Genomic DNA, 22,693 nt, shown 5'->3' with positions numbered 1-22,693 from the left:
AGAGCATCTATCACTTCCCCCTCCCGGATAAAAGGTTTATCTGTTTTAACCAAAAATGAGGAGTATGTCTAAATGCACTGCCGCATAGTCGCTACCAATATGAGTTTCAGAGCCTAGCCCTAGTTAAGCCCTATATAAAATATAATTCCGCGCCATATAACCCATAACTATAAAATAGCTGTTATCTATAGCTAAAATCCTTGCTTACCGACCGTCATTTATGTGGGAACCTTTTCAGCATAGAGAAGGGTGCCAGGCCCATAAAAAAAGTCGCCCGCGAAAGCGGACGACTTTATAAAATCTGGTAGAAACTTTTCTGGCATATTGCACTTAATTTCAATGGTGTTTGATATTCATGCAAGTATGATTTATGGCTTTACTTACTTTTGCCAGCCAAGCTTCTTCCATGGTCAAATCTGATAAGGAAGCTTATAGGAATCGCAAATGGATATTTGCCTATCGTGTTACAAAGAAACACCTATCTTTTATCTTCCGTTTTTCAATTCGGGAAAACAAATGATCGAAAAAGGAAAAACCTGCCCGATAGGGAGCAAATTTATCCTGAAATCAGGTATCTGAGCCATGAAAGCGGCCAGGAGTAAGCTTATAGCGAAAAATCACGCAGGAAATAAAAAAGCAGGTAAATGCTTAGCGTAGTAAAAGCTCACACGGTTTTAAACCGGTATGCTTCTTAAAGGCAGTGGAGAAATGCGAAATGCAGGAATATCCCATTAACATGGCCACTTCAGAAACAGACATCCCCTTTTCATACAAAAGACCTTTGGCCTTTTCCATTCTCTCTTTCTGGAAGTAATCATATATAGTGGTACCATACATGGCTTTAAAGCCTTTTTTGAGATAACACTCATTCATAGCCACCCGACGGGCGAGATCCCTGATGGTAATAGGAGAGTCGAGCTGCTCCAGCAGGATACCACGGGCGTTTTCTATCTTTTCGCGGTCTTCCAGGTGAGTGAGGAAGCGGCAACCATAGCGTTCGTCGGTGTCATTCTGCATAAACTGGTCGGAACTGTATAATAACAGGTCCAGCGCACGGCTTTGCAGGAATATATTTTTCAGAATCCCTTCATAATCATGATGTACCATTGTTTCCAGCACGGATTTGGACTTCGTACAAGGCTGAATGGTTTTCACGAAAGGTTTGCGGGACTGATTTTCGAATAAAGAGAAGGTGGTAGTGCCTTTCTGCAGGGATTGGATAAATGCAGGCTGGAAGCGAACCGTGATCAGATCAACGGAAGGCACCCTGTCATTGCAGGCTTCCTTCTTTCCTTCTGAGCAAAGCTGGTCTGTGCAGGTTGGATTCTTGCAATATTTGCTGCCTGCCACACAATACCGCAGCTCAATGGCGGCAGACTGCCCCCGTTTAGCCGGCTGGTAAATCACCATGGCCACATCTTCTACCGGTAACGGCTTGTCGTATGTAAAACGTTGTAATGTAAAATCAAGACAGTCGGGTACTGACACACTATCCTGCTCCGCCAGTTGTAACTGGTCGCTCATCGCGGGCTGCGGAATGGCTAAAGACAATATTTCCTGAATTTCTTTCACTTTATCTGTTTTTTTAACGCCGTGCTGTTATCGAAGTCACAAATTTAGGGATTCGTTTTTTAAACAAATACGTTTTGACAATACAGTTACAAACTACCCCATCCTTCCGGGGCCAAAACCTGCACTTATTGGTACAAATTTCGTTTATGCTTTACAGATGGCAAAAAACGGCTTTAATATACGCAGACTGGTTAAGATCGTACTCACAGTGGCGGGAATTCTTACCCTGCTGGTGCTGGGCACCGGTTGGTACCTTAATCAACATTGGAATAAACTCCTGAAACGCGAACTGCAGGGATATGTGTCCGATTTGTCGGACAGTCTCTATTCCGTTAAGTTCAAAGACCTGCACCTGGACGTATTGTCTGGCAGCGTTACCATTGAGCAGGCCAGTATGGTGGCCGATTCGGCCGTTTATCAGCGACTGCTGGCCCAGCAAAGAGCCCCTTCCGACGTTTATACGATCAGCGTAGAGCGCCTGGAAATCAAATACTTCAAGCCCTGGCGCTACTTCATCGGGAAAAATCTCAGTGCCGGATTCCTGACGGTTACCGGCCCCAGTATCATCCTGGAACAAAATGCTACCGTAAAAGATACCAGCAAGCCCAAAACGGCCTACCAGAACATATCTACCAAAATGAAATCCATTTTCATCGGCAAACTGGTGCTGGACAGCACCAATGTGAAATATGTGTTTATCCGGAAAGATTCTTCCCGGGTGATTCATCAGTTCCACAATCTGCGGGTGCGTATCAACGATTTCCTGATTGACTCTGTGGCTTTGGATGATCCTACCCGTTTTTTATATGCCCGCAACTACGAAATAGGGATGAAGGACTATATGAACCGTACCCGCGACAGTCTTTACTGGATGAATGTACGTGGGATCAGGTACGACGCGGCCCTTCGTACCCTTCATGTAGCCCGCTTTGAACTGCAACCCCGGTACGACAGGGCTGCTTTTCAGCGGAAAAATGGCGTGCAGCAGGACCGGTTTGAGGTGGTATTTAATGATATCAGCCTTCATAACCTGAATCCACGGCTGTTGCTCCAGGAGCAACAGATCTGGGCACAGCGGGTCAATATCCAGAGCGGGAAAGTAGATATTTACCGGGATCGTACGCTGCCCATGCCTCCGGGCAATAAACTGGGGCAATATCCCCACCAGCTGCTGGCTAAGCTGAATACCCCGCTGAACATCGATACGCTCAACGGCAGTAATATCAATTTGCAGTATACCGAGCTAAGCCCGGTAACCGGCAAAGCCGGTAAAATCAACTTCAGTCATGTACATGGCCGGTTTCATCATATTACCAATATTGATAGCCTGGTGGCTAAAAACAAGCATATGACGGCTGATCTGGACGCGGTTTTTATGCAGAGTGGTAAACTCACGGCCCGGTTCGACTTCCTGTTGAACGATAAAGCAGGGCGGTTCGATGTGGCCGGTCAGCTCAATAATATGAATGGTAAGGATCTCAATGTGATTACCCAGCCGCTGGGAAAAATTGAGATTAAATCCTGCGATATCCGGGAACTGACCTTTAATATTAAAGGAGACGAGCGAAAAGCAAGCGGACATGTAAAGCTGTTGTACCAAAACCTGAAAATTGCCGTTTTGAAACAGGATAAAGACCATGAGGGATATAAACGGAAAGGATTGATTAGTTTCGTAGCTAACGCATTGGTAATCAAATCAGACAACCCATTAAAAGACGAAAAAGTCCGTACAGCCGATGTCAACTATACCCGGGACATCCAGAAATCGTTTTTTAACCTCGTGTGGAAAACTTTATTTACAGGGGTAAAAGACATTGCTGGTGCTGGAAATCTCTAGTGGAAAAAATGGTGGATCCTCACCACATAAAAACAGCCCTTCTTTTGAGGAAATAAGGCTTATTTTTCGTATTTTTGCATGATTGTCTACCGATTTTATTTCTAATAGATTTTACACCAACATATGAGCGAAGAATTAGTGCAAGCACCCAGCCCCAGCAGCAACGGATATGATGCAGGGAGTATACAGGTATTGGAAGGACTGGAAGCCGTTAGGAAGCGTCCTGCCATGTATATCGGCGATATTGGCATCAAGGGTCTCCACCACCTTGTTTATGAGGTCGTAGATAACTCTATCGATGAAGCATTGGCCGGGTACTGCAAAAATATTGATGTTACCATTCTGGAAGATAATTCCATCCGGGTTAAAGATGATGGCCGTGGTATCCCCACCGGTATCATTCCAAAGGAAGGACGTTCTGCCCTGGAAGTAGTAATGACGGTACTCCACGCAGGTGGTAAATTTGACAAGAACACTTACAAGGTGTCTGGTGGTTTGCACGGTGTGGGTGTGAGCTGCGTGAATGCCCTGAGTGACAGGCTGTATGTAACGGTAGAAAGAGAAGGTAAATTATTTGAACAGGAATATCACCGTGGTGCGCCACAGTATCCTGTGCGTGAAGTAGGCACCAGTGAAATTACCGGTACCACCGTTCACTTCAAGCCAGATGGTGAGATCTTTAAAGAAACCACATACAACCGCGAAATTCTCGCAGGCCGTTTACGTGAGTTATCTTACCTGAACCGTAAAATCAAAATTACCTTAACCGACGAGCGCGAAAAAGATGAAGAAGGCAACTTCTTCTCTGAAACTTTCTACAGCGAAGGCGGTATCAAGGAGTTTATCCAGATGCTCGACAAAAATGGTCGCCGTAACCCACTGTTACCAGGTCCCATTTATGTAGAAACACATGATGCAGCTTCCAATGTAGCGGTAGAAGTGGCACTGGTGTACAATGATGCTTTCAGTGAAAACATCTTCTCCTACGTAAATAATATCAACACCATTGAAGGTGGTACACACGTGGCCGGTTTCCGCCGTGCCATTACCCGTGTATTCAAATCCTATGGTGATAAAAATAAAATGTTTGAGAAATCGAAGGTAGAAGTTACCGGAGATGACTTCCGCGAAGGATTGAGCGCTATTATCAGTGTGAAAGTTCCTGAGCCTCAGTTTGAAGGACAAACCAAAACCAAACTCGGTAACTCCGATGTAATGGGGGTGGTAGATAGTTCTGTAGCTGCCGTACTGGATGCTTTCCTGGAGGAAAATCCACGCGAAGCTAAAATAGTGATCAACAAGGTAGTACTCGCCGCACAGGCCCGTGAAGCCGCCCGTAAAGCACGTCAGCTGGTACAGCGCAAAAGCGTAATGACCGGTAGTGGTTTACCTGGTAAACTGGCCGATTGCTCCGATAACGATCCTACCAAATGTGAACTGTACCTTGTCGAAGGAGACTCCGCAGGTGGTACAGCGAAACAGGGCCGTAACCGTAACTATCAGGCGATCCTGCCGCTGCGTGGTAAAATCCTGAACGTGGAGAAAGCCATGGAGCACAAGATCTACGAAGACAATGAAATCAAAAACATCTTTACTGCACTCGGTGTAACTATCGGTACAGAAGAAGATGATAAAGCACTGAATCTTTCCAAACTCCGCTATCACAAGCTGATCATCATGACGGATGCCGATGTGGATGGTAGTCACATTGCGACGCTGATCCTCACCTTTATCTTCCGTTATATGAAAGCCATGGTGGAACAGGGTTATGTGTACATTGCACAACCACCACTGTACCTCGTGAAAAAAGGAAAAGAACAGACTTACGCCTGGACGGAAGAACAGCGTAAAGAAGCAACTGTAAGACTTGCAGGCGGCGGTAAAGAAGACAGTGTAACCATTCAGCGTTATAAAGGTTTGGGTGAGATGAACGCAGAACAGCTGTGGGATACTACCATGAACCCGGAACACCGTACCCTGAAACAGGTAACTATTGAAAGCGCTGCAGAAGCAGACCGCGTATTCAGTATGCTGATGGGTGATGAAGTTCCTCCACGCAGAGCCTTCATTGAATCTCACGCGAAGTATGCGAAGATTGATGCTTAATTACGTATATACGTTATAGTTATAAACAAAAAATCCTGCCACTGAAAACGGCAGGATTTTTTGTTTATAAAGAGATCTTCTTTTTTTATCCTTCTCTCGTTAAAATATAATTCGCCAGCACCTGGTACAGGAATACTCCTATCAGCATAACGGTAACGAATATATTAAACGCATCATTTACCACAAAAGCGAATCCTACACCGAGTGCGCCCATTGCGGCCAGGCCAATGGTATACCAGCGAATGATACGGCGGTTTTTCTGGCTTTCCGGGATATAAAATCCGGCAGCCGGCAATAACATGATTCCACTGCAAAGACATAACGCCAGCAATCCCTGCATATTGGTAGCCCAATAACCGGCAGCAGCCAGTAAAGCAACCGACAACAACACACCTACGATATTGGACACCTGTGTTTGCTCTTTACTGAGCGCATATCTGCCGTAAGGATTCAAGCGGAGGAACAGGTTACTTACCGGGGCAATCAGCCACGTAGAGATAGCCATTAACGCCAGCAATACATATACCGGGAAAAATACCCTGCTGGCAATCTGTGTCAGTATAAAAATGGCGATGATAATGATCCATTGCGTACGGGCTTTTTGTCTGCCCATAAAAAACGCATAGTTCAGGAATTGCCGGTACAGCCAGTATCTTGCTTTCATGGCCTGCACCATTCCCTGCCGCGCCCAATCGTTATTGGGATCTATTTTTAATGACTCGCGGAAATGCTCCAGTGATTTACGGTGATCGCCGGCTTCCAGCCATCTCCAACCGAGATTGGCGTGTGTGTAGGCGTTCTCCGGGTTATGTTCCAGTGCTTCATGCAGATTGGAAAAAGCTTCCTCCTTTTTACCCAGCCGGAAAAGCGCGTGGGAGCGGAGATTCAGACAGGCTTCATCTTCCGGATTAATAGCCAGCCCTTCTTCTGCTTTGCGCAGGGCGGGTTCGTATTCTTTCCTCGACAGCAGGATCTGGCTCCACATGGCGAAATAATCGACCCGGTAAGGATTAATAGCCACAGCTGCACTGATGGTTTTGATTGCCTCGTTATATTGATTTTTTTGAAAAGCAATTCTTGACAAGAGGTACAGGAAACGGTCGTCGTAAGGTGCAAAGCCGAGGGTATTGCTTGCTACCTGTGCTGCTTCGGCGGTATTACCTGTTTCGAGGTAACATACCGCCAGCAGGAAAAGGCCGTCTGTATCGTGTGCATTGGTACTCAGATGCTGCCGCAATGCGACAAAGGCATCTTCGAAGCGGCCTTGTTGTACTAAAATCTGAGCGCGCTGAATTAATACAGCCATAAACGTTATTTCTTAATATCCAGGTATTTCAATACATCATCATAAAGACCGGTTTCATTTGAATACAGCGCATAATTACGGGCAGTATTAAACCATTCCCTTGTGGTGGGTTTATGTGTTTTGGCGGCTTTTAATAATTCTTTCTGAGTAATGGGTTGCGGTACGCCTTTTTGCAGGGCTTCCAGCAGTTTTTCTTCGATAGCGATATCCACAATCGCTTTCAGATCGGCGCCGGAATAACCGGGCGTTGCTTTGGCCAGGGCCTTATAATCGATATCGTTCACCGGCTTGTTGCGCAGTTGCAGTTTCAGGATTTCTTCCCTGCCATCTGTTTCCGGTGGCGCTACAAAGATAATACGATCGAAACGGCCGGGGCGACGGAACGCGGGATCCAGGCTCCACGGTGCATTGGTGGCGCCGATAATGAGAATGTTCTCATTGCTGGCGGCAATGCCGTCCATTTCTGCGAGGAACTGGTTGATGATGTGTGTGGCGCCCGATTGACGGAGCGCTGAACGGTTAGCGCCAAGGGCGTCTACCTCATCAAAAAACAGCACGCAGGGTTTACTCTGACGGGCCAGTTCAAACAGGCTATGCAGGTTCTTTTCGCTGGTGCCTACCCACATGTCCAGTACATCGTGGATCCCTACATTGATGAACTCCGCCTGTATCTGTCCGGCGGTAGCTTTGGCCAGGTAGGTTTTACCACAGCCCGGAGGGCCGTACAATAAAATGCCGCCACCGGCTTTTTTGCCGTAAGCTTTATACAGATCCGGAAACTGGAGAGGCTTGATAATTTTCAGATCTATCTCCTGTTTTTCCCTTTCCATGCCGCCCACATCGGAAAAATTGATTTCCGGTTTTTCCAGCATAAACAGGCTTTCGCCTTCTTCATCTTCCTCCTCATCATTATTAAAAGAAGCAGAGGGTTGCTGGGCTACCCGGAAAAGACTGTCCAGTGCTTCATCGCGGAAACCTGGATTTATTTGCAACAGATGCTGATATACTTCTTTGGCTGCCGGCATGGATTGTTCCTTTACCAGGATGCGGCAGTGCAGTAACAGTGCATCGAAGTGATCCGGTTCCCTGTTTTCCAGTTGTTCCAGTACCACAATGGCAGCGGAATATTTCTGCTGATGATAAAAGGTGCGCGCCAGGCCCAGCTGGGCTGCGGTATTGGAAGAAGAGAGTTCCAGTACTTTCCTGTATTGTTCTTCTGCGGCGATGTATTCGTAGTCCTGCAACAATACCTGCGCGAGGTGCATTCGTAAAGGCACATTCTCCGGCGAAAACTGTACCGCCTCCTGTAATTGCTTTATTACTTCCGATGACATAATGTGCTTCTTTTAATGATTCACTAACCCCGTAATAATACGCAATTCGGCCGCAAAAAAATTGTTAATTGTGCCTAAATTTCCACGCATATGAAAAATACACTTGGCCGCGTAGTCATCCTGGTTAATAACTACGATGACGCTGGCTTCTTTTATGAAAACAAACTCGGCTTTCATAAGTTGTTTGATGCCACTACAAATGGACAAAGATACCTCCACCTGGCGCCTTCGGCAGGGGAGCAATCAGGCGTATGGCTGCTACAGGCCGATGGACCGGAGCAAAGGGCTCTGGTGGGGCGACAGGCCGGAGAACAACCTCTGCTGGTGTTATATACAGACGACTTTAATGCCTATCACCGGCAACTGCTGGACAACGATGTAATCATTCGCCGGGAACCGGTAATTACACCCGAAGCTACCTTTCTGCATTTCCTGGATCTGTATGGTAATGAGATCATCCTGGTACAACTTGCCGGCGGAGAAAACAATTAATTAACGCGCTATCTATATATAAATTATTTAATTAGTAAATATTAATATATATTGCAGCCTTATTATCCCTATGCCAACAGAACCTAACCAGTATCCTATGTCTAATTAACTAATTGCCGGCTGCACAAAAAGTGGCCGGCACTGGTTTTCTCCTGGTAAACCGGCATACCTGAAAAACTATAATGTTATGAGAATGAAACTCTTAATGGTAGCCTTCATCGCTGCTTTAGGAACGATGCTTTGTTCCTGCGATAAAAAGAATGACACCAAACCTACCAGCAGCTTCTCCTTTAAACTGGATGGCGTGCAATACCAGTCAAACTCTACGGAGGCTTATGTAACAGACACGGTATATGCCCACAAGAAAACACTGGTTATAGATGGTGTGACCAACAATTTCGGTCATCATATGGAAATGATGATCACCTTTCCTGATTCCATCAAGGCAGGCACCTACCAGGAAGACGTAGAGATGTCGCTGATGGACATTCAGCAGAAAGAACCTGGGTACCTGAATAAAACAGTCAAAGTGACGATAACGAGCATTAATAGTAAACACGCGGAGGGTACATTCTCCGGTGTATTAATAAGTGGTGAAACCGAAAAACCTTTAACGGACGGGACTTTCAAAGTCGAAATTTATTAAACACATTTGATGAACTTTCTCACCTGCCCTGCCTCTAAAGGCGGGGCTTTTTAATTCGTATATACGTTAAGGTTATATTATATTGTTTATTGTTTACCCTCAGTTAACAAATAAAACATACCCCCTTTTAACAACACTGTTAACATTAAGGTTAAATTGAACCTTCATTTCTGATAGTATTTTAACGCAAAAAGGCAAGCAAAGGCATTTTTAATGGTGGCTTTATGTACTCCTTAACAATTCCGTAATAATCTGTTAACATTCTGGTTGCATCAGACTGTTTCCTTTGCACCTGTAAATACTTACAAAACAGTTTATGAAATCATTCTTTACGCTATTAGCTAGCTTCCTTGTAATTCTTTTTTACAACAATGCGCAGGCACAGGTGACCACTTCCGTGATTTCGGGTAAAGTATCCGATCCGGGAGGTCAGGCTATTCCTGGCGTTACAGTAGTAATAGTTAACAACAGCACCGGCGCCAAATCCGGTGTACAGACCAACACAGACGGCCGTTATAATCTGCCAAACCTCAATCCCGGTGGTCCTTATACTATCACCGTTTCATTCATTGGATATAAGAAAGAAGTAAAATCAGATGTTAACCTCGGACTGGGAACTACCAGTTTCAACTTTAAACTCCAGGAAGAATCTACCGCTTTAAGTGAAGTAGTAGTAACTGGTACTGCCGGCGCCGGCAAATCCGGTGGCACCAAAATAGGACAGGAGCAGATCAAACAGCTGCCATCCCTGAGCCGCAGCCTGCAGGACCTGACGAAAGTTACGCCACAGAGTAACAATAACTCATTCCTGGGTACCAACTACCGTTACAATAACGTAACGCTGGATGGCGCCATCAACAATGATGCGATTGGTTTCAGCCCTTCCTTAGGTGGACAGAGCAGCACCAGCGGTCAGCCAGGAAGCAGCACCCGTACCAACCCGGTATCCCTCGATGCGATCCAGGATGTACAGGTATTACTGGCTCCATTTGATGTGAAAGTCGGTAACTTCCTCGGTGGTAGCGTAAACGCAGTAACCCGCAGCGGTACCAACGAAGTACACGGTTCCGTTTATGGCTATGGCCGTAACGCTTCTATGATCGGTAAAAACAACGCCGGTGACGGTTCCAAATTACCGAGCGACTTCCACGAATACCAGACTGGTGTTCGCGTTGGTTTCCCTATCATCAAGAATAAATTGTTCTTCTTCACCAACGAAGAAATTACCCGTCGCGTTGATCCGGTGATCCTCGCTGCCGGTTCTAAAGACAACGGCGGTATCTTAACAGAAAAAGATGCAGCTGATATCACTGCTTTAATGAAAAGCTATGGCGTAGACGCGGGTACTGCAGGTAATACCAGCATCTATTCCAACTCCAACAAATTCTTCAACAGGTTAGACTGGCATATCAACGAGAAACACCAGTTGTCTATCCGCAACAATACCATCACGTCTGAAGCCACCAACCTGGAACGTGACCAACAGAACTTCCGTTTTAAAGGCATCGACTTCAAACAAACCAATAACCAGACATCTACTGTTGCTGAACTGAAAAGTAACTTCAACAGCTTCCTGTCCAACAGCCTGATCCTGGGTTATTCTTCCGTTCACGATTTCAGAGACCCATTGTCTGATCCTGCTACACCGCAGATCCAGATCAAAGGAAGAACACCAGGTTCTACTATCTTCCTGGGTACTGACCGTGAAGCAAGTATCTTTAACATGAAACAAAAAACGTTTGAAATAACGGATAACGTAACCATGTTTAAAGGTAACCACACCATTACAGTAGGTACACACAATGAGTTCTACAATATCACTTACGGTTTCGTAAACTCCTGGAACGGTCGTCTGGATTATGACAGCATCGCCGATTTCCTGGCTAATAAACCAGCACGTGTTCGTGGTAACTTCAACTATACCGATAACTCCCGCGATTACATCATGAACAATCCGCCGGCACAGTTCAAGGTAAACCTGCTGAGCTTATACGGACAGGATGAAATTCAGCTGACCGATCGTTTCAAAATCACTCCAGGTATCCGTTTAGACTATACCGGTATTCCTAACAAACAACCACTGAGCGACAAAACGATCAAATCTCCGGAAGATCCTAACTACGGTAATACCTATACTTACACTAAGCCAAAGGATATCAAAAATGACTTCCTGAATAACGTACAGTTCTCTCCACGCTTAGGTTTCAACTACGATATCAAAGGTGACAACAGCCTGGTATTACGTGGTGGTAGCGGTTTATTCACCGGTCGTATTCCTTTTGCATGGATTGGTTACGCTTATTATAATAATGGTGTTACTTATGGTGCATACGATAATAAAGCTTCCAGCAAACCATTCGTAAACGGTCCGCTGCCTGCAGCAAAACCTTCTCCTAATGGTATCGCTGATTTCGCTTCCCAGAATGGTGTAAACGTAAAAGATGCATCAGGTGCTACCCAGGTAGATATGATCGACAACAACTTCAAAATGCCACAGGTATGGAGAAGCAGCCTGGCCCTGGATTACACTACCCATGACCAGTGGAAATTCACCATCGAAGGTATCTATACCAAAGTAATCAAGGATCTGCAATTCCAACAGGTAAACCTGGCAGATAACCCTACTTACTATGCGTACGATGTAAACAAACAACAGCCGATTTTCTCCGGTAAAAAAATCAACTCCCTGTATACAAACGCATACCTGCTGTCTAACACCGACAAAGGTTACCGTTACAGCATCACCGGTCAGATCTCCAAAGTGTTTCCGTTTGGTCTGAGCTTCATGACTGCCTACACTTACGGACAAGCGAAAGATATCACCAACGGTATCCGTAACTCCATGGAGTCTAACTGGCAGCTGAACCAGGCACTGAACCCGAACAATCCGGGTCTGGCTTATTCCAACTTCGATGTTCGTCACCGTATCGTAGCTACAGTTAGCTACAAACAGGACTGGGGTACTAAAGGTAAATGGGTATCTAACTTCTCTGCCTTCTTCAATACTTCTTCCGGTCTGCCATTCAGCTACGGTTTCGTAAACGCTACTGTACAGAACACACCACAGCAGGTGAGCCTGGCTTACATTCCAAAAGATGTAACCGAAGCTACCAACTTCTTTACTGATAAAGTGGGTGGAGCAACTGCCGCTCAACAGGCTGCTGCTTTCATGGATCACGTAAACAGCGACAAATACCTGAGCAGCCGCAAAGGTGATTTCACAGAACGTAACGGTGGACGTACACCATGGAATACACAAGCTGATTTCCGTTTCAGCCAGGACTTTAACTTCAACGCCGGTAAAAAAGTACACACCCTCACGCTTACTTACGATATCGTGAATGTTACTAACCTGCTGAACAAGAACTGGGGTATTTCCTACTTCTCACCAAACACCTTCAACTCCTCTGCGAGTGTGGGTCTGACGCCTACCGGTAAAGTGGTTAACAACTATCCTACTTATACCTACAGCGATCCGGGTACGCCTTACTCCAAAGACTTCTTTGCATCCCGTCATCAGATGCAGCTGGGTCTGAGATACAGCTTCTAATTTAACTGGTCTTTATAAAACACAAAAGAGGAGGTTCCAAATGGAACCTCCTCTTTTTTTGTACTACTATTCCCACTGTAATTATTTGATCGCAAATACCGCTCTTACTTCAGCACGAACTTTAATAGTTTTGAATTCAATATCTGATTCGTTACCAGCGCTGTCTCCGGCTTTTGCCAGGTAGTTAGACATCATAGGGCGTGCATCAAAATAATTGTCGGTGTTCATTTCCTGGATTTCAATAATACCATCTATTTTATTTCCAATACCAGCCAGCATATATTCTGCCTTGTCTTTCGCAGCCTGTAAAGCTTTAATTTTTACTTCTTTACGGTACTCTTCCATTTTGCAGGAAGTATAGGAAGCAATTCTTGCACTTTCAATACCTTCGGCATCTACCGCACCCAGGATTACATTCAGTTTATCCAGCTTACTTAATTTAAGACGGTATTGTTTACGCGCCATGAATTCGGTTGGATCTTTCTTTTTCTTTAAGATCTCGAAGTTATTACCGTATACATTTTCGATGGTGAAGTCGGACTTTGGAATACCTGCATCCGCAACCGCTTTCTGCAGTTGTTTTTCCAGGGTGCTGATCTCTACTTTCGTTTTTCCTTTCATGTATTCCCTTAAAGAGATGCTGAAATAAATCTCATCCGGTGTCACTTCCATTTCCGCAGATCCGTTTACTTCAATCTTTTTTACCGGTTGTTTATCTGCCTGTTGTGCAAAAGTGCTCATAGCTAAAAATAATCCTGCGGCTAATAACATTACCTTTTTCATGTGTCGGTGTTTTTCTATTGTTAGATAATTAGTGTTTGTTGTTACTTACGCCCTCATGATGCGGTGGATAAAAGTATTTCCACAAAAGGGGATTTATAAAATTTTGTTAATGCCATACGTACAGAAATAGAACTATACATTTCATATTAATTATGAAACGGTTATAAGGGAATTATGTTACAGGGAAGATTTTATTTACGGCTATCCGTCATGGCTTTGAGGAAGTCGTACAGGTCGTTCATATGGCGGATACGGGAAGCCACCAGCATAAAGTTTTTGCCTACCTGTTTCAGTTTGGCATTGTTGGTACGGGTTTGTATATACGTTAATATATGATTGAACGTAGGGGATTCGAAATAAGGTGAATCCGGGTTATTGATAAAGTAGCAACGCAGGTTTTCTTCTTTCAGCATCATTTTTTCGAAGCCGAGTTGAATAGCCATCCAGCGGCAGCGGATAGCTGTAAGAAGGTCTTTTACCGGCTCCGGCATGGGGCCGAAGCGATCTATCATATCGTTGGCAAAAGCCTGTAATTTGCCTTCTTCTGTGATATTATCGAGCTCCTGGTAAAGGTTCAGTCTTTCCTGGATGCTTTCAATATAAGTATCGGGGATGAGTATTTCGAGATCTGTATCGATGGTACAGTCGCTCACGAAGTCTTTCTTTTCTTCCAGTTGATCCTTGAAGAGATCGCGGAATTCATTTTGTTTCAATTCGCGGATCGCTTCGTCCAGGATTTTCTGGTACATATCGAAGCCAATTTCCGCCATGAAGCCACTCTGTTCACCACCCAGCAGGTTACCGGCGCCACGGATATCGAGATCACGCATGGCAATCTGGAAACCGCTACCCAGTTCGCTGTGTTGTTCGAGTGTTTGCAAACGCTTACGGCTATCTGAAGGCAGTGTGCTCATTGGGGGCGCCAGCAGGTAACAGAAAGCTTTTTTATTACTGCGTCCTACGCGGCCACGCAGCTGATGCAGGTCGCTCAGTCCGAAGTGGTGGGCGTTATTGATGATAATGGTATTGGCATTCGGAATGTCTACACCACTCTCCACGATATTGGTACACACGAGTACATCATACTTGCGGTCAATGAAATCGAGAATCACTTCTTCCAGCTGATGTCCTTCGAGTTGTCCGTGTGCGGTGGCAATAGACAGATCGGGGCAGAGGCCCTGGATGAGGCCTGCCATTTCTTTGAGTCCTTTTACCCGGTTGTGGATAAAGTATACCTGTCCGCCTCTTTCGGCTTCAAAGTAGATGGCTTCGCGGATGAGGTCCTGGTTAAATACCTGCACTTCTGTTTCAATGGCCTGCCGGTTAGGCGGCGGTGTATTGATGACAGAGAGATCGCGGGCGCCCATCAGCGAAAACTGCAGTGTACGCGGTATAGGCGTTGCCGTTAGTGTGAGGGTATCTACGTTGTGTTTGATCTGCTTCAGTTTTTCTTTGGCAGATACACCAAATTTCTGTTCTTCGTCGACTACCAGCACACCGAGGTCCTTGAACTTCACTTCCTTACCGAGCAAGGCATGTGTACCGATGATGATATCGATTTTGCCTTCTTCCAGGCGTTTGAGTGTTTCCTTTTTTTCTTTGGAAGATTTGAACCTGTTCAGGTAGTCTACTGTGCAGGGGAAATCTTTCAGGCGATCTGCAAATGTTTTATAGTGCTGAAATGCCAGGATAGTGGTAGGCACCAGCACGGCGGCCTGTTTACCATCCACAATGGATTTAAAGGCTGCGCGGATGGCCACTTCGGTTTTACCGAAGCCTACATCGCCACATACCAGCCTGTCCATTGGTGCCGGTGATTCCATATCACGTTTTACATCGGCAGTAGCCTTGCTCTGATCCGGGGTGTCTTCATAGATGAAGGACGCCTCCAGTTCTGTTTGCAGATAGGTGTCCGGCGTATGTGCAAAGCCTTGCTGGGCTTTACGTACAGCGTACAACTGGATCAGGTCTTTTGCAATATCTTTTACCTGCGTTTTGGCTTTCTCCTTCAGTTTATCCCAGGCATCGCTACCCAGTTTATTTACTCTTGGTTCTACGCCTTCTTTGCCGGTGTATTTACTGATTTTGTGCAGGGAGTTGATATTTACATACAACAGGTCGTTGTTTTTGTAAATAATACGGATGGCTTCCTGCATTTTGCCGCCTACCTCAATTTTCTGTAATCCGCTGTACATGCCCACGCCATGATCGATATGCGTTACAAAATCTCCTGATTGCAGCTCCCGCAAGGTTTTCATGGTAATCGCCTTATTCTTGTTGTAGGCTTGTTTTACCTTGTATTTGTGGAAGCGCTGGAAGATCTGGTGATCGGTATAGCAGGCGAGTTTCAGTGAATGATCAATGAAGCCGCTGCTGATGGCTACCGGGATGGGGAAGAATACAAAATCGGCTTTGAGGTCCTCGAATATACTTCTCAGACGTTCCAGCTGACGCGGGTTATCGGAGAAGATAAACAGGGCGTATTTATTGGCGTTGTGTTTGCCGAGGTCTTTGATCAGCAGATCAAACTGGCGGTTAAACACGGGTTGTTCCTGTGTATCGAAGGCAATGGCTTCCGGATGATAACCATTATCGGCTAACCAGTCTTTGTTACCAAAAACAATGGTCGACTTCTTCAGCAGTTCATCCAGTAATGGTGCGGCTTTGACAAAGTCTGATTCCGTGATCATCATTTCTTCATCCTCATCTACCTTCACTTTCTGGCCACTCAGCAGGAAGTCGTCCAGCCGCTGTTCCATCTGTTCTATCACGCCTTTTACATAGGATGGATCTTTCATCCATACCACGGTGTTGGCGGGCAGAAATTCGGTGAGTGCTGTTTTACTATGATCTGCCGCATGGGTGTCCATGTTGGCGATCAGGGTTACCTGTGTGAGTTTGCGTTCACTGAGTTGGGACTCAGGATCAAACAGGCGTATGGAATCTATATCTTCCCCAAACAATTCAATACGGTAAGGCTTTTCGTTACCAAAGGAGTAGATATCCAGGATACCGCCTCTTACAGCGTACTGACCGGGTTCGTATACGAAGTCGGTAGCATGAAAGCCCCAGCCTACCAGTTGTTCCAGCAGCGGATCTACTTTCAGCACGTCGCCCACTTTCAGCTGCACCATATTGGCGCTGAAAGCCTGGTTACCGGCCACTTTTTCCCAGAGAGCTTCGGGGTAGGTGACCAATATCTTTTTACGAACGTTATCGCCGGAAAATTTCATGAGTGCTTCTGTCCGCAGCATGCTGTGGCTGCTGTTGATTTCATGAAACTGACCTGCTTTTTTGAAAGAGTCGGGGAAATAGAAAATATCCAGTGCCTGGCTGAGTTGTTCCAGATCGTTGTGGAAATAGGCTGCCTCCTCTCTATCATTTAAGATAAAGAGATGGTTCGCATCTGCATGCGCCCAGGTGCTAACTGCCACAAAGTTTATTGCACTCCCACTAATGGAGGAAAGCTGAAAGTATTGTGGGGTGGGTGATTGAATCCCCTTCACCAGCGACTGCAGGCGAGCATCACGTTGAAATAATTGTAATACAGCCTGTAAATTCATGAAGAATGCAAAGGTACGAAGATTTAGCGATTCTGAAATTTGATTACAGAAGATATTTAAAGACAGGCAGCCCTTTTTCTCATAAGAAAAAATATAAATAAGAAAATATCCCAATAGCAGAATGGTAAATTTTCAGTATATTCAATAAGACCAAACTCAACTTCCATGCTGGACCAATGGCATACTGGCATCGTCACCAAACTGGTGGATGAAACCCACAATACGCGCCGTTTTTGGATACAGGTACCGGACATGGAGCGGTTCGATTTCAAGCCGGGACAATTCGTAACCCTGGATCTTCCCATTCACGAGAAAAAAAACAAACGCTGGCGTAGTTATTCCATTGCTTCCCATCCGGATGGCAGCAATATCATTGAGTTGGTGATTGTTTTATTGGAAGGCGGCCTGGGCAGCACTTACCTGTTTAACGAAATAAAGGAGGGGAGTGAATTGCTGCTGCGGGGACCGCAGGGTATTTTCGTATTACCTGAACCGTTAGATAAGGAATTGTTCCTGATCTGCACTGGTACCGGCATTGCGCCTTTCCGGTCTATGGCAAACTATATTCATCTGCATGGGGTACCGCATGCGCCGATCCATCTTATTTTCGGTGTCCGCTACCAGCACGATCTGCTGTATGCGGCCGAACTGGAACAATTGGCAGGCAGGCTACCCAATTTTAATTATATCCCTACTTTGTCGCGCGAAGAAAACTGGAGCGGTAAAAAAGGGTATGTACACAGTGTGTACGAAGATATTCTGCAACACGAAAAGCGGCCGGCAAACTTCTTTCTTTGTGGCTGGAAAGCCATGATCGATGAAGCGAAGCATCGTATACAGGCCATGGGATACGACCGCCATGATATTCACCAGGAATTGTATGGGTAATAAAAAAGCTACGACCGTTATCATTTCGTATAAACATAACAGGTAGTATGCCTATATAAAATAACAACGGTCGTAGCCTTTGCTAATTATTAGCTAATCTTATTCAAAACCAAAGCCTTCACTTCAGACAGCGGGATACGTTCCTGTTCCATGCTATCGCGGTGACGGATGGTTACGGTGCCGTCTTCTTTGGTCTGATGATCGATGGTTACGCAGAAAGGAGTACCAATGGCATCCTGGCGGCGGTAACGTCTGCCAATAGCATCCTTCTCTTCATAGAAGCAATAGAATGCAGATTTGCAATCATTCATCAGTTCTCTCGCCAGTTCCGGTAAACCCTCTTTTTTGGTGAGCGGGAAAATAGCCAGTTTCACCGGCGCCAGTTTCGCAGGCAGGCGTAATACCACGCGGCTATCTGCTTTTTCCGGTGTGCTCAGGTCTTCTTCCGCATAGGCGTTACAGATAGTGAGCAGGAACATACGATCCAGGCCGATAGAGGTTTCTATCACGTAAGGAACATAGTTCTGATTGATTTCTGTATCGAAGTACTGAATTTTTTTCTTGCTGTATTCCTGGTGTTGTTTCAGATCAAAATCAGTACGGGAGTGAATACCTTCCACTTCTTTGAAACCAAATGGGAATTCGTACTCAATATCTACCGCTGCATCAGCGTAGTGTGCTAATTTGATGTGGTCTTTGAAATGGTATTTTGCCGGATCGATACCGAGGCTGAGATGCCACTGCATACGTTCTTCCTTCCATTTCTCATACCATTCCTGCTGGGTGCCGGGACGTACAAAGAACTGCATTTCCATCTGCTCAAATTCGCGCATACGGAAAATAAACTGGCGGGCTACGATTTCATTTCTGAAAGCCTTACCAATCTGGGCAATACCGAAAGGTACTTTCATCCTGCCGGTTTTCTGTACGTTCAGGAAGTTAACGAAAATACCCTGAGCTGTTTCCGGACGCAGGTATATTTCGCTGGCTTCGTCTGTTACGCTACCCAACTGTGTAGAGAACATCAGGTTAAACTGACGTACTTCTGTCCAGTTAACGGTGCCGCTTACAGTACATTTTATTTTGTTGCTTTCTATTAATGTTTTGAGTCCTGCGAAGTCGTTTTCCTTCAGCAGTTCATCCATTTGTGCCAGGAGTGCTTCGCCCGCTTCGGTAGGTAAGGTTTCAGCATAACCTTCTATCAGGTGATCTACACGGTAGCGTTTATTGCTATCCTTGTTGTCGATCATCGGGTCGCTGAAATTATCTACGTGTCCGGATGCCTTCCAGGTAGTGGGATGCATGAAGATAGCTGCATCGATCCCCACGATATCTTCGTGCAACTGGGTCATGCTTTTCCACCAATAATCCTTGATGTTTTTCTTCAGTTCTGAACCGTACTGACCATAGTCGTATACGGCGCTGAGTCCATCGTAAATTTCGCTGGACTGAAACACAAAACCATATTCTTTACAATGCGATATGATCGCCTGGAATTTATTCTGATCTGTAGACATAGTGGCGCAAAGATAAAGGCCTAATTTGAAAATACGTATGCGATTATTAAATAATTTATAAGCTTTTGATTACCCTTCCTGCACTACCTCTTCTTCATGAGGAATTTCGATTTGTTTGATCCAGACAGCGTAATCATTGGGGTAAATCTTTGCTCCGAAATACTGGACGTAATTGCGGGTAAATACGGCCCCAAAATACAGGATGGCTGCGGAATAGTATACCCAAAGCAGTATAATCACGATAGATCCGGCAGCACCATAGGTAGAGCTTACCTTGCTGGCGCCGAGGTAGTAGCCGATGGCAAACTTCCCGATCATAAACAGAATAGCGGTGGCAATAGCGCCTACCCGTACATCTTTCCACTTAATCCGTGCATCCGGCAATACTTTGAAGATAATAGCGAAAAGGGTGGCAATAACGACAAAGGGTACCACGAAATCGGCCAGGGAAAAGAGGATACCGGAAGTTACCTTACCCGGAAGCAGGCTCACTACCAGGGCGGAAAACAACTCTACCAACCCATTGATTGCCAGCGATACCAACAGGATAAATCCAAGGCTCACTACCAGTGAGAAGGATAATAACCGGTTCAGGATCATCCGCAGGAGGCCGTTTTTCTTGGGTTTGGATTTGAGACGCCAGATAAAGTTGATAGAGTCCTGGATTTCGGCAAATACCCCGGTGGCACCAATAATGAGGGTAATGAAACCTACCATGGTGGCCCAGCTCATATCACCGGAAAGGGAGGCATTCTTGATCATGGCCTGGATCTGCAGGGCAGCTTCACTACCCACCAGGCCCTGGATCTGTCCGTAGATATTTCCTTCTACGGCTTCCTTTCCGAGGAATAAATCACATAAAAAGATGATGATAATCAGCATCGGGGCCACGGAAAAAATCGTGTAATAGGCCAGTGCAGCGCTGAGTTTCATTACCTTATCGTCTATGAAATCACTGCCGGACTGTTTTAGTACCTGCCAGACGATCTTTAGCTTACTCGGATTTTTCATAGCAGTATTTTAGTAACAGCAAACAAAAAGTGTGCGTAGGGTGTCAGGGTTTTAATTTAGGGTTGTTATGATGCCGTTGTGCGTCACGGATATTCTTCTTTTCAAAGTTCTTTTCCAGGGCAACCGTCATGTCGATTCCCGTTTGATTGGCAATACAGAGGAGTACCCACATAACGTCCGCCAATTCATCTGCCAGCAGTTTCTTTGTATCGCTTTCCTTCGATGACTGATCCCCGTATTTACGTGCCATTACACGGGCCACTTCTCCCACTTCTTCGGTGAGTATAGCCATATTAGTGAGTTCACTGAAATAGCGCACACCGGTAGTATTGATCCAGCTGTCTATTTTTTCCTGGGCTTCCTGAATGGTCATGGATTCGTTTTTATTTTATTAAAGATAATGGATTGGCCTTATTCCCGGTGGTGCGAGTCGATGATAATGGTAACGGGGCCATCATTCAACAGGGCTACTTTCATATCTGCGCCGAAAATACCCCGCTGGATGATAGTTCCCATATCCTGCTCCAACTGAACGATCATTTTCTCATACAGCGGAATGGCCGTATCCGGCTTACTGGCACGGATATACGAAGGCCGGTTGCCTTTCTTCGTGGAAGCATGCAGGGTGAACTGGCTGACGAGCAAAATATCGCCATGCACGTCTTTGACCGACAGGTTCATCACGCCGGCATCATCACCAAAGATCCTGAGGTTCACTATTTTAGCGCTTAACCACTGTATGTCTTCTGTGGTATCGGCATCTTCAATACCCAGCAGAACCAGCAGTCCCTGTTGAATTTCGCCGGTAACGGCGCCGTCTACGGTGACGGAGGCGGAACTTACACGTTGTATAACTACTCTCATGGATCCTTTTTTAACGCCGGAAAATTAAGGGAAATCGTTTGTATCTGTAACATTCTGCCTTTCTCTTCGTTTAACGCACACCAAAATTATTGTGTTATGACCCGATCCCTCTATTTCACGTTTATCCTGTTTATCTTGTTTGCCGCCTGCAGGAATTCCTCAGAGATAAAACCGTGTGAAGGCATTATGTGTGATTATGTGCCACCGGTGTGCAAATTCAGACTGATAGAACGTGGCACTGGTCATGATCTTGTTTACGGATCTTACGCCAAAATTCCATTGGACAGTATCAGAATCGGGATGAAGGATACCAGTTTCCAGGTAAAACAGTCCGTAGATACCGCTCACCAAACAGCCTTTTTATACTTTACTGCGCTGGCTAACCAGACTTTACGCGTTGGCCTCCCTGGTAAAAAAACATCGGCTGAAATGATTTTCCTGTTAAAAACAGTAGGCTGTTGCGGTGTTGAAATCCACGGTATGCTGATGAACGATAATCCCGATCCCTTGCCCAAAGATTCTGCCGGTGTTTTCCTCGTTTATTTCCGTTTATAACATCGGTTATCTCCATTCGTGCTATTATCTTCCGTACGCCATCTAAAAAACCGCTACAGTCAATGATTTGCCGGTAAAAACAATATTCTTTACCGGCAAATTTCGATACCTTGCCCTTCCTTAGTTATTTTTTATATTATAAATTCAATTCAAATGAACATCAATGTAACCCCTGAAATCACGTTCCGTACGGCCCGTAGCGGTGGCAGCGGCGGACAAAACGTGAATAAGGTGGAAACGATGGTGGAAGGCTACTTCGACGTAATGGCCTCCGCCCGGTTAACCCAGGAACAGAAAACAACCCTGATGGAGAAGCTGACAAACCGCATCAATGCGGAAGGTCTGCTCCAGGTGAAGTCCCAGACGGAACGCACACAATTGGGCAACAAACAGGAAGTCATCTCCAAAATGAATGACATGATTAACAAGGCCCTTGTTCCGCGAAAGAAAAGAGTGCCTACCCGGCCATCAAAGGCAGCGAAGGAAAGAAGGATCGAATCTAAAAAGCGCCATTCTGATAAGAAGCAGCAGCGCAGGGGAGGGTTTGAATGATGCCAGTTCTCCTCTTCCTTTTCCCGGACAATACAGTAAAGCCACTGAAAGGCTCCCCCAAAGATTTTGGCGTGGAGCCTTTCTTTTAACATCTACTTTTTCCCCAAAGCACCGCCT

At 45.5% G+C, this 22,693-nt stretch carries 17 protein-coding genes; 8 read left to right on the top strand and 9 right to left on the bottom strand.

Features of this window, described 5'->3' with window-relative positions:
• Nucleotides 1-648 precede the first annotated feature (648 nt).
• Nucleotides 649-1,572 carry a helix-turn-helix domain-containing protein gene (locus BMW79_RS05635; RefSeq protein WP_089891674.1) on the bottom strand — a complete coding sequence of 308 codons (924 nt, stop codon included), beginning with the start codon at nucleotides 1,570-1,572 and terminating at the stop codon, nucleotides 649-651.
• 157 nt (nucleotides 1,573-1,729) lie between these two features.
• On the opposite strand from BMW79_RS05635, the gene BMW79_RS05630 reads away from it, so the two are divergent.
• Entirely contained in the window at nucleotides 1,730-3,409 is a 1,680-nt protein-coding gene (locus BMW79_RS05630; protein WP_089891672.1) for an AsmA family protein, read from the top strand.
• A 123-nt stretch (nucleotides 3,410-3,532) separates the two neighbouring features.
• Nucleotides 3,533-5,515, top strand: coding sequence for a DNA topoisomerase (ATP-hydrolyzing) subunit B (gyrB, locus tag BMW79_RS05625; protein ID WP_089891671.1), 1,983 nt, complete (start codon nucleotides 3,533-3,535; stop codon nucleotides 5,513-5,515).
• Nucleotides 5,516-5,600: 85 nt separating this feature from the next.
• On the opposite strand, the gene BMW79_RS05620 is transcribed toward gyrB, so the two are convergent.
• Together BMW79_RS05620 and BMW79_RS05615 are read right to left on the bottom strand one after the other, a co-directional pair.
• On the bottom strand, nucleotides 5,601-6,821 hold the full coding sequence (locus BMW79_RS05620) for a tetratricopeptide repeat protein (RefSeq protein WP_089891669.1): 1,221 nt from the start codon (nucleotides 6,819-6,821) through the stop codon (nucleotides 5,601-5,603).
• A 5-nt stretch (nucleotides 6,822-6,826) separates the two neighbouring features.
• A complete protein-coding gene (locus BMW79_RS05615; protein ID WP_089891666.1) occupies nucleotides 6,827-8,155 on the bottom strand; it encodes an ATP-binding protein in 1,329 nt (442 codons plus the stop codon).
• A 90-nt stretch (nucleotides 8,156-8,245) separates the two neighbouring features.
• On the opposite strand from BMW79_RS05615, the gene BMW79_RS05610 reads away from it, so the two are divergent.
• The 3 genes from BMW79_RS05610 (at nucleotide 8,246) to BMW79_RS05600 (ending at nucleotide 12,843) form a co-directional block, all read left to right on the top strand.
• Nucleotides 8,246-8,647 carry a VOC family protein gene (locus BMW79_RS05610; protein WP_089891665.1) on the top strand — a complete coding sequence of 134 codons (402 nt, stop codon included), beginning with the start codon at nucleotides 8,246-8,248 and terminating at the stop codon, nucleotides 8,645-8,647.
• A 187-nt stretch (nucleotides 8,648-8,834) separates the two neighbouring features.
• Nucleotides 8,835-9,293, top strand: a complete 459-nt coding sequence (locus tag BMW79_RS05605) for a hypothetical protein (protein WP_143059088.1) — start codon at nucleotides 8,835-8,837, stop codon at nucleotides 9,291-9,293.
• 316 nt (nucleotides 9,294-9,609) lie between these two features.
• Complete coding sequence (locus tag BMW79_RS05600) at nucleotides 9,610-12,843, top strand: TonB-dependent receptor (protein ID WP_089891660.1); 3,234 nt, start codon at nucleotides 9,610-9,612, stop codon at nucleotides 12,841-12,843.
• Between the two features lie 81 nt (nucleotides 12,844-12,924).
• Here BMW79_RS05600 and BMW79_RS05595 read toward each other — a convergent pair whose 3' ends face one another.
• Nucleotides 12,925-13,626, bottom strand: a complete 702-nt coding sequence (locus tag BMW79_RS05595) for an SIMPL domain-containing protein (RefSeq protein ID WP_089891657.1) — start codon at nucleotides 13,624-13,626, stop codon at nucleotides 12,925-12,927.
• Between the two features lie 191 nt (nucleotides 13,627-13,817).
• Entirely contained in the window at nucleotides 13,818-17,189 is a 3,372-nt protein-coding gene (gene mfd, locus BMW79_RS05590) for a transcription-repair coupling factor (protein WP_089891654.1), read from the bottom strand.
• Nucleotides 17,190-17,354: 165 nt separating this feature from the next.
• Here mfd and BMW79_RS05585 point away from each other — a divergent pair, with 165 nt between their 5' ends.
• Nucleotides 17,355-18,077, top strand: coding sequence for a ferredoxin--NADP reductase (locus BMW79_RS05585; RefSeq protein WP_089891651.1), 723 nt, complete (start codon nucleotides 17,355-17,357; stop codon nucleotides 18,075-18,077).
• Between the two features lie 89 nt (nucleotides 18,078-18,166).
• On the opposite strand, the gene BMW79_RS05580 is transcribed toward BMW79_RS05585, so the two are convergent.
• The 4 genes from BMW79_RS05580 to dtd form a co-directional block, all read right to left on the bottom strand.
• Entirely contained in the window at nucleotides 18,167-19,594 is a 1,428-nt protein-coding gene (locus tag BMW79_RS05580; protein ID WP_089891648.1) for a glycine--tRNA ligase, read from the bottom strand.
• Between the two features lie 69 nt (nucleotides 19,595-19,663).
• Nucleotides 19,664-20,605, bottom strand: a complete 942-nt coding sequence (locus BMW79_RS05575; protein ID WP_089891646.1) for a YihY/virulence factor BrkB family protein — start codon at nucleotides 20,603-20,605, stop codon at nucleotides 19,664-19,666.
• A 43-nt stretch (nucleotides 20,606-20,648) separates the two neighbouring features.
• Nucleotides 20,649-20,978 (bottom strand): nucleotide pyrophosphohydrolase, encoded by a 330-nt coding sequence (locus BMW79_RS05570; protein ID WP_089891643.1) that lies wholly within the window; start codon nucleotides 20,976-20,978, stop codon nucleotides 20,649-20,651.
• 38 nt (nucleotides 20,979-21,016) lie between these two features.
• Entirely contained in the window at nucleotides 21,017-21,469 is a 453-nt protein-coding gene (dtd, locus tag BMW79_RS05565) for a D-aminoacyl-tRNA deacylase (protein ID WP_089891640.1), read from the bottom strand.
• A gap of 96 nt (nucleotides 21,470-21,565) precedes the next feature.
• Here dtd and BMW79_RS05560 point away from each other — a divergent pair, with 96 nt between their 5' ends.
• Both BMW79_RS05560 and arfB read left to right on the top strand, forming a co-directional pair.
• Nucleotides 21,566-22,024 carry a hypothetical protein gene (locus BMW79_RS05560; RefSeq protein WP_089891637.1) on the top strand — a complete coding sequence of 153 codons (459 nt, stop codon included), beginning with the start codon at nucleotides 21,566-21,568 and terminating at the stop codon, nucleotides 22,022-22,024.
• A 153-nt stretch (nucleotides 22,025-22,177) separates the two neighbouring features.
• Nucleotides 22,178-22,576, top strand: a complete 399-nt coding sequence (arfB, locus tag BMW79_RS05555; RefSeq protein ID WP_089891633.1) for an alternative ribosome rescue aminoacyl-tRNA hydrolase ArfB — start codon at nucleotides 22,178-22,180, stop codon at nucleotides 22,574-22,576.
• Nucleotides 22,577-22,693: the final 117 nt, after the last annotated feature.

The sequence above is a fragment of the Chitinophaga arvensicola genome, assembly GCF_900110835.1.
GTDB classification, from domain to species: domain Bacteria; phylum Bacteroidota; class Bacteroidia; order Chitinophagales; family Chitinophagaceae; genus Chitinophaga; species Chitinophaga arvensicola.
This window is presented reverse-complemented; position numbering and strand designations above follow the sequence as displayed.

What these genes read in the sequence shown, in the direction of transcription:
- gyrB (WP_089891671.1), top strand. Translation starts at nt 3,533, where the DNA reads ATGAGCGAAGAATTAGTGCAAGCACCCAGCCCCAGCAGCAACGGATAT.
- BMW79_RS05595 (WP_089891657.1), bottom strand. Translation starts at nt 13,626, where the DNA reads ATGAAAAAGGTAATGTTATTAGCCGCAGGATTATTTTTAGCTATGAGC.
- BMW79_RS05575 (WP_089891646.1), bottom strand. Translation starts at nt 20,605, where the DNA reads ATGAAAAATCCGAGTAAGCTAAAGATCGTCTGGCAGGTACTAAAACAG.
- BMW79_RS05570 (WP_089891643.1), bottom strand. Translation starts at nt 20,978, where the DNA reads ATGACCATTCAGGAAGCCCAGGAAAAAATAGACAGCTGGATCAATACT.
- BMW79_RS05560 (WP_089891637.1), top strand. Translation starts at nt 21,566, where the DNA reads ATGACCCGATCCCTCTATTTCACGTTTATCCTGTTTATCTTGTTTGCC.
- BMW79_RS05605 (WP_143059088.1), top strand. Translation starts at nt 8,835, where the DNA reads ATGAGAATGAAACTCTTAATGGTAGCCTTCATCGCTGCTTTAGGAACG.
- mfd (WP_089891654.1), bottom strand. Translation starts at nt 17,189, where the DNA reads ATGAATTTACAGGCTGTATTACAATTATTTCAACGTGATGCTCGCCTG.
- BMW79_RS05615 (WP_089891666.1), bottom strand. Translation starts at nt 8,155, where the DNA reads ATGTCATCGGAAGTAATAAAGCAATTACAGGAGGCGGTACAGTTTTCG.
- BMW79_RS05580 (WP_089891648.1), bottom strand. Translation starts at nt 19,594, where the DNA reads ATGTCTACAGATCAGAATAAATTCCAGGCGATCATATCGCATTGTAAA.
- BMW79_RS05620 (WP_089891669.1), bottom strand. Translation starts at nt 6,821, where the DNA reads ATGGCTGTATTAATTCAGCGCGCTCAGATTTTAGTACAACAAGGCCGC.
- BMW79_RS05630 (WP_089891672.1), top strand. Translation starts at nt 1,730, where the DNA reads ATGGCAAAAAACGGCTTTAATATACGCAGACTGGTTAAGATCGTACTC.
- arfB (WP_089891633.1), top strand. Translation starts at nt 22,178, where the DNA reads ATGAACATCAATGTAACCCCTGAAATCACGTTCCGTACGGCCCGTAGC.
- BMW79_RS05600 (WP_089891660.1), top strand. Translation starts at nt 9,610, where the DNA reads ATGAAATCATTCTTTACGCTATTAGCTAGCTTCCTTGTAATTCTTTTT.
- BMW79_RS05585 (WP_089891651.1), top strand. Translation starts at nt 17,355, where the DNA reads ATGCTGGACCAATGGCATACTGGCATCGTCACCAAACTGGTGGATGAA.
- dtd (WP_089891640.1), bottom strand. Translation starts at nt 21,469, where the DNA reads ATGAGAGTAGTTATACAACGTGTAAGTTCCGCCTCCGTCACCGTAGAC.
- BMW79_RS05610 (WP_089891665.1), top strand. Translation starts at nt 8,246, where the DNA reads ATGAAAAATACACTTGGCCGCGTAGTCATCCTGGTTAATAACTACGAT.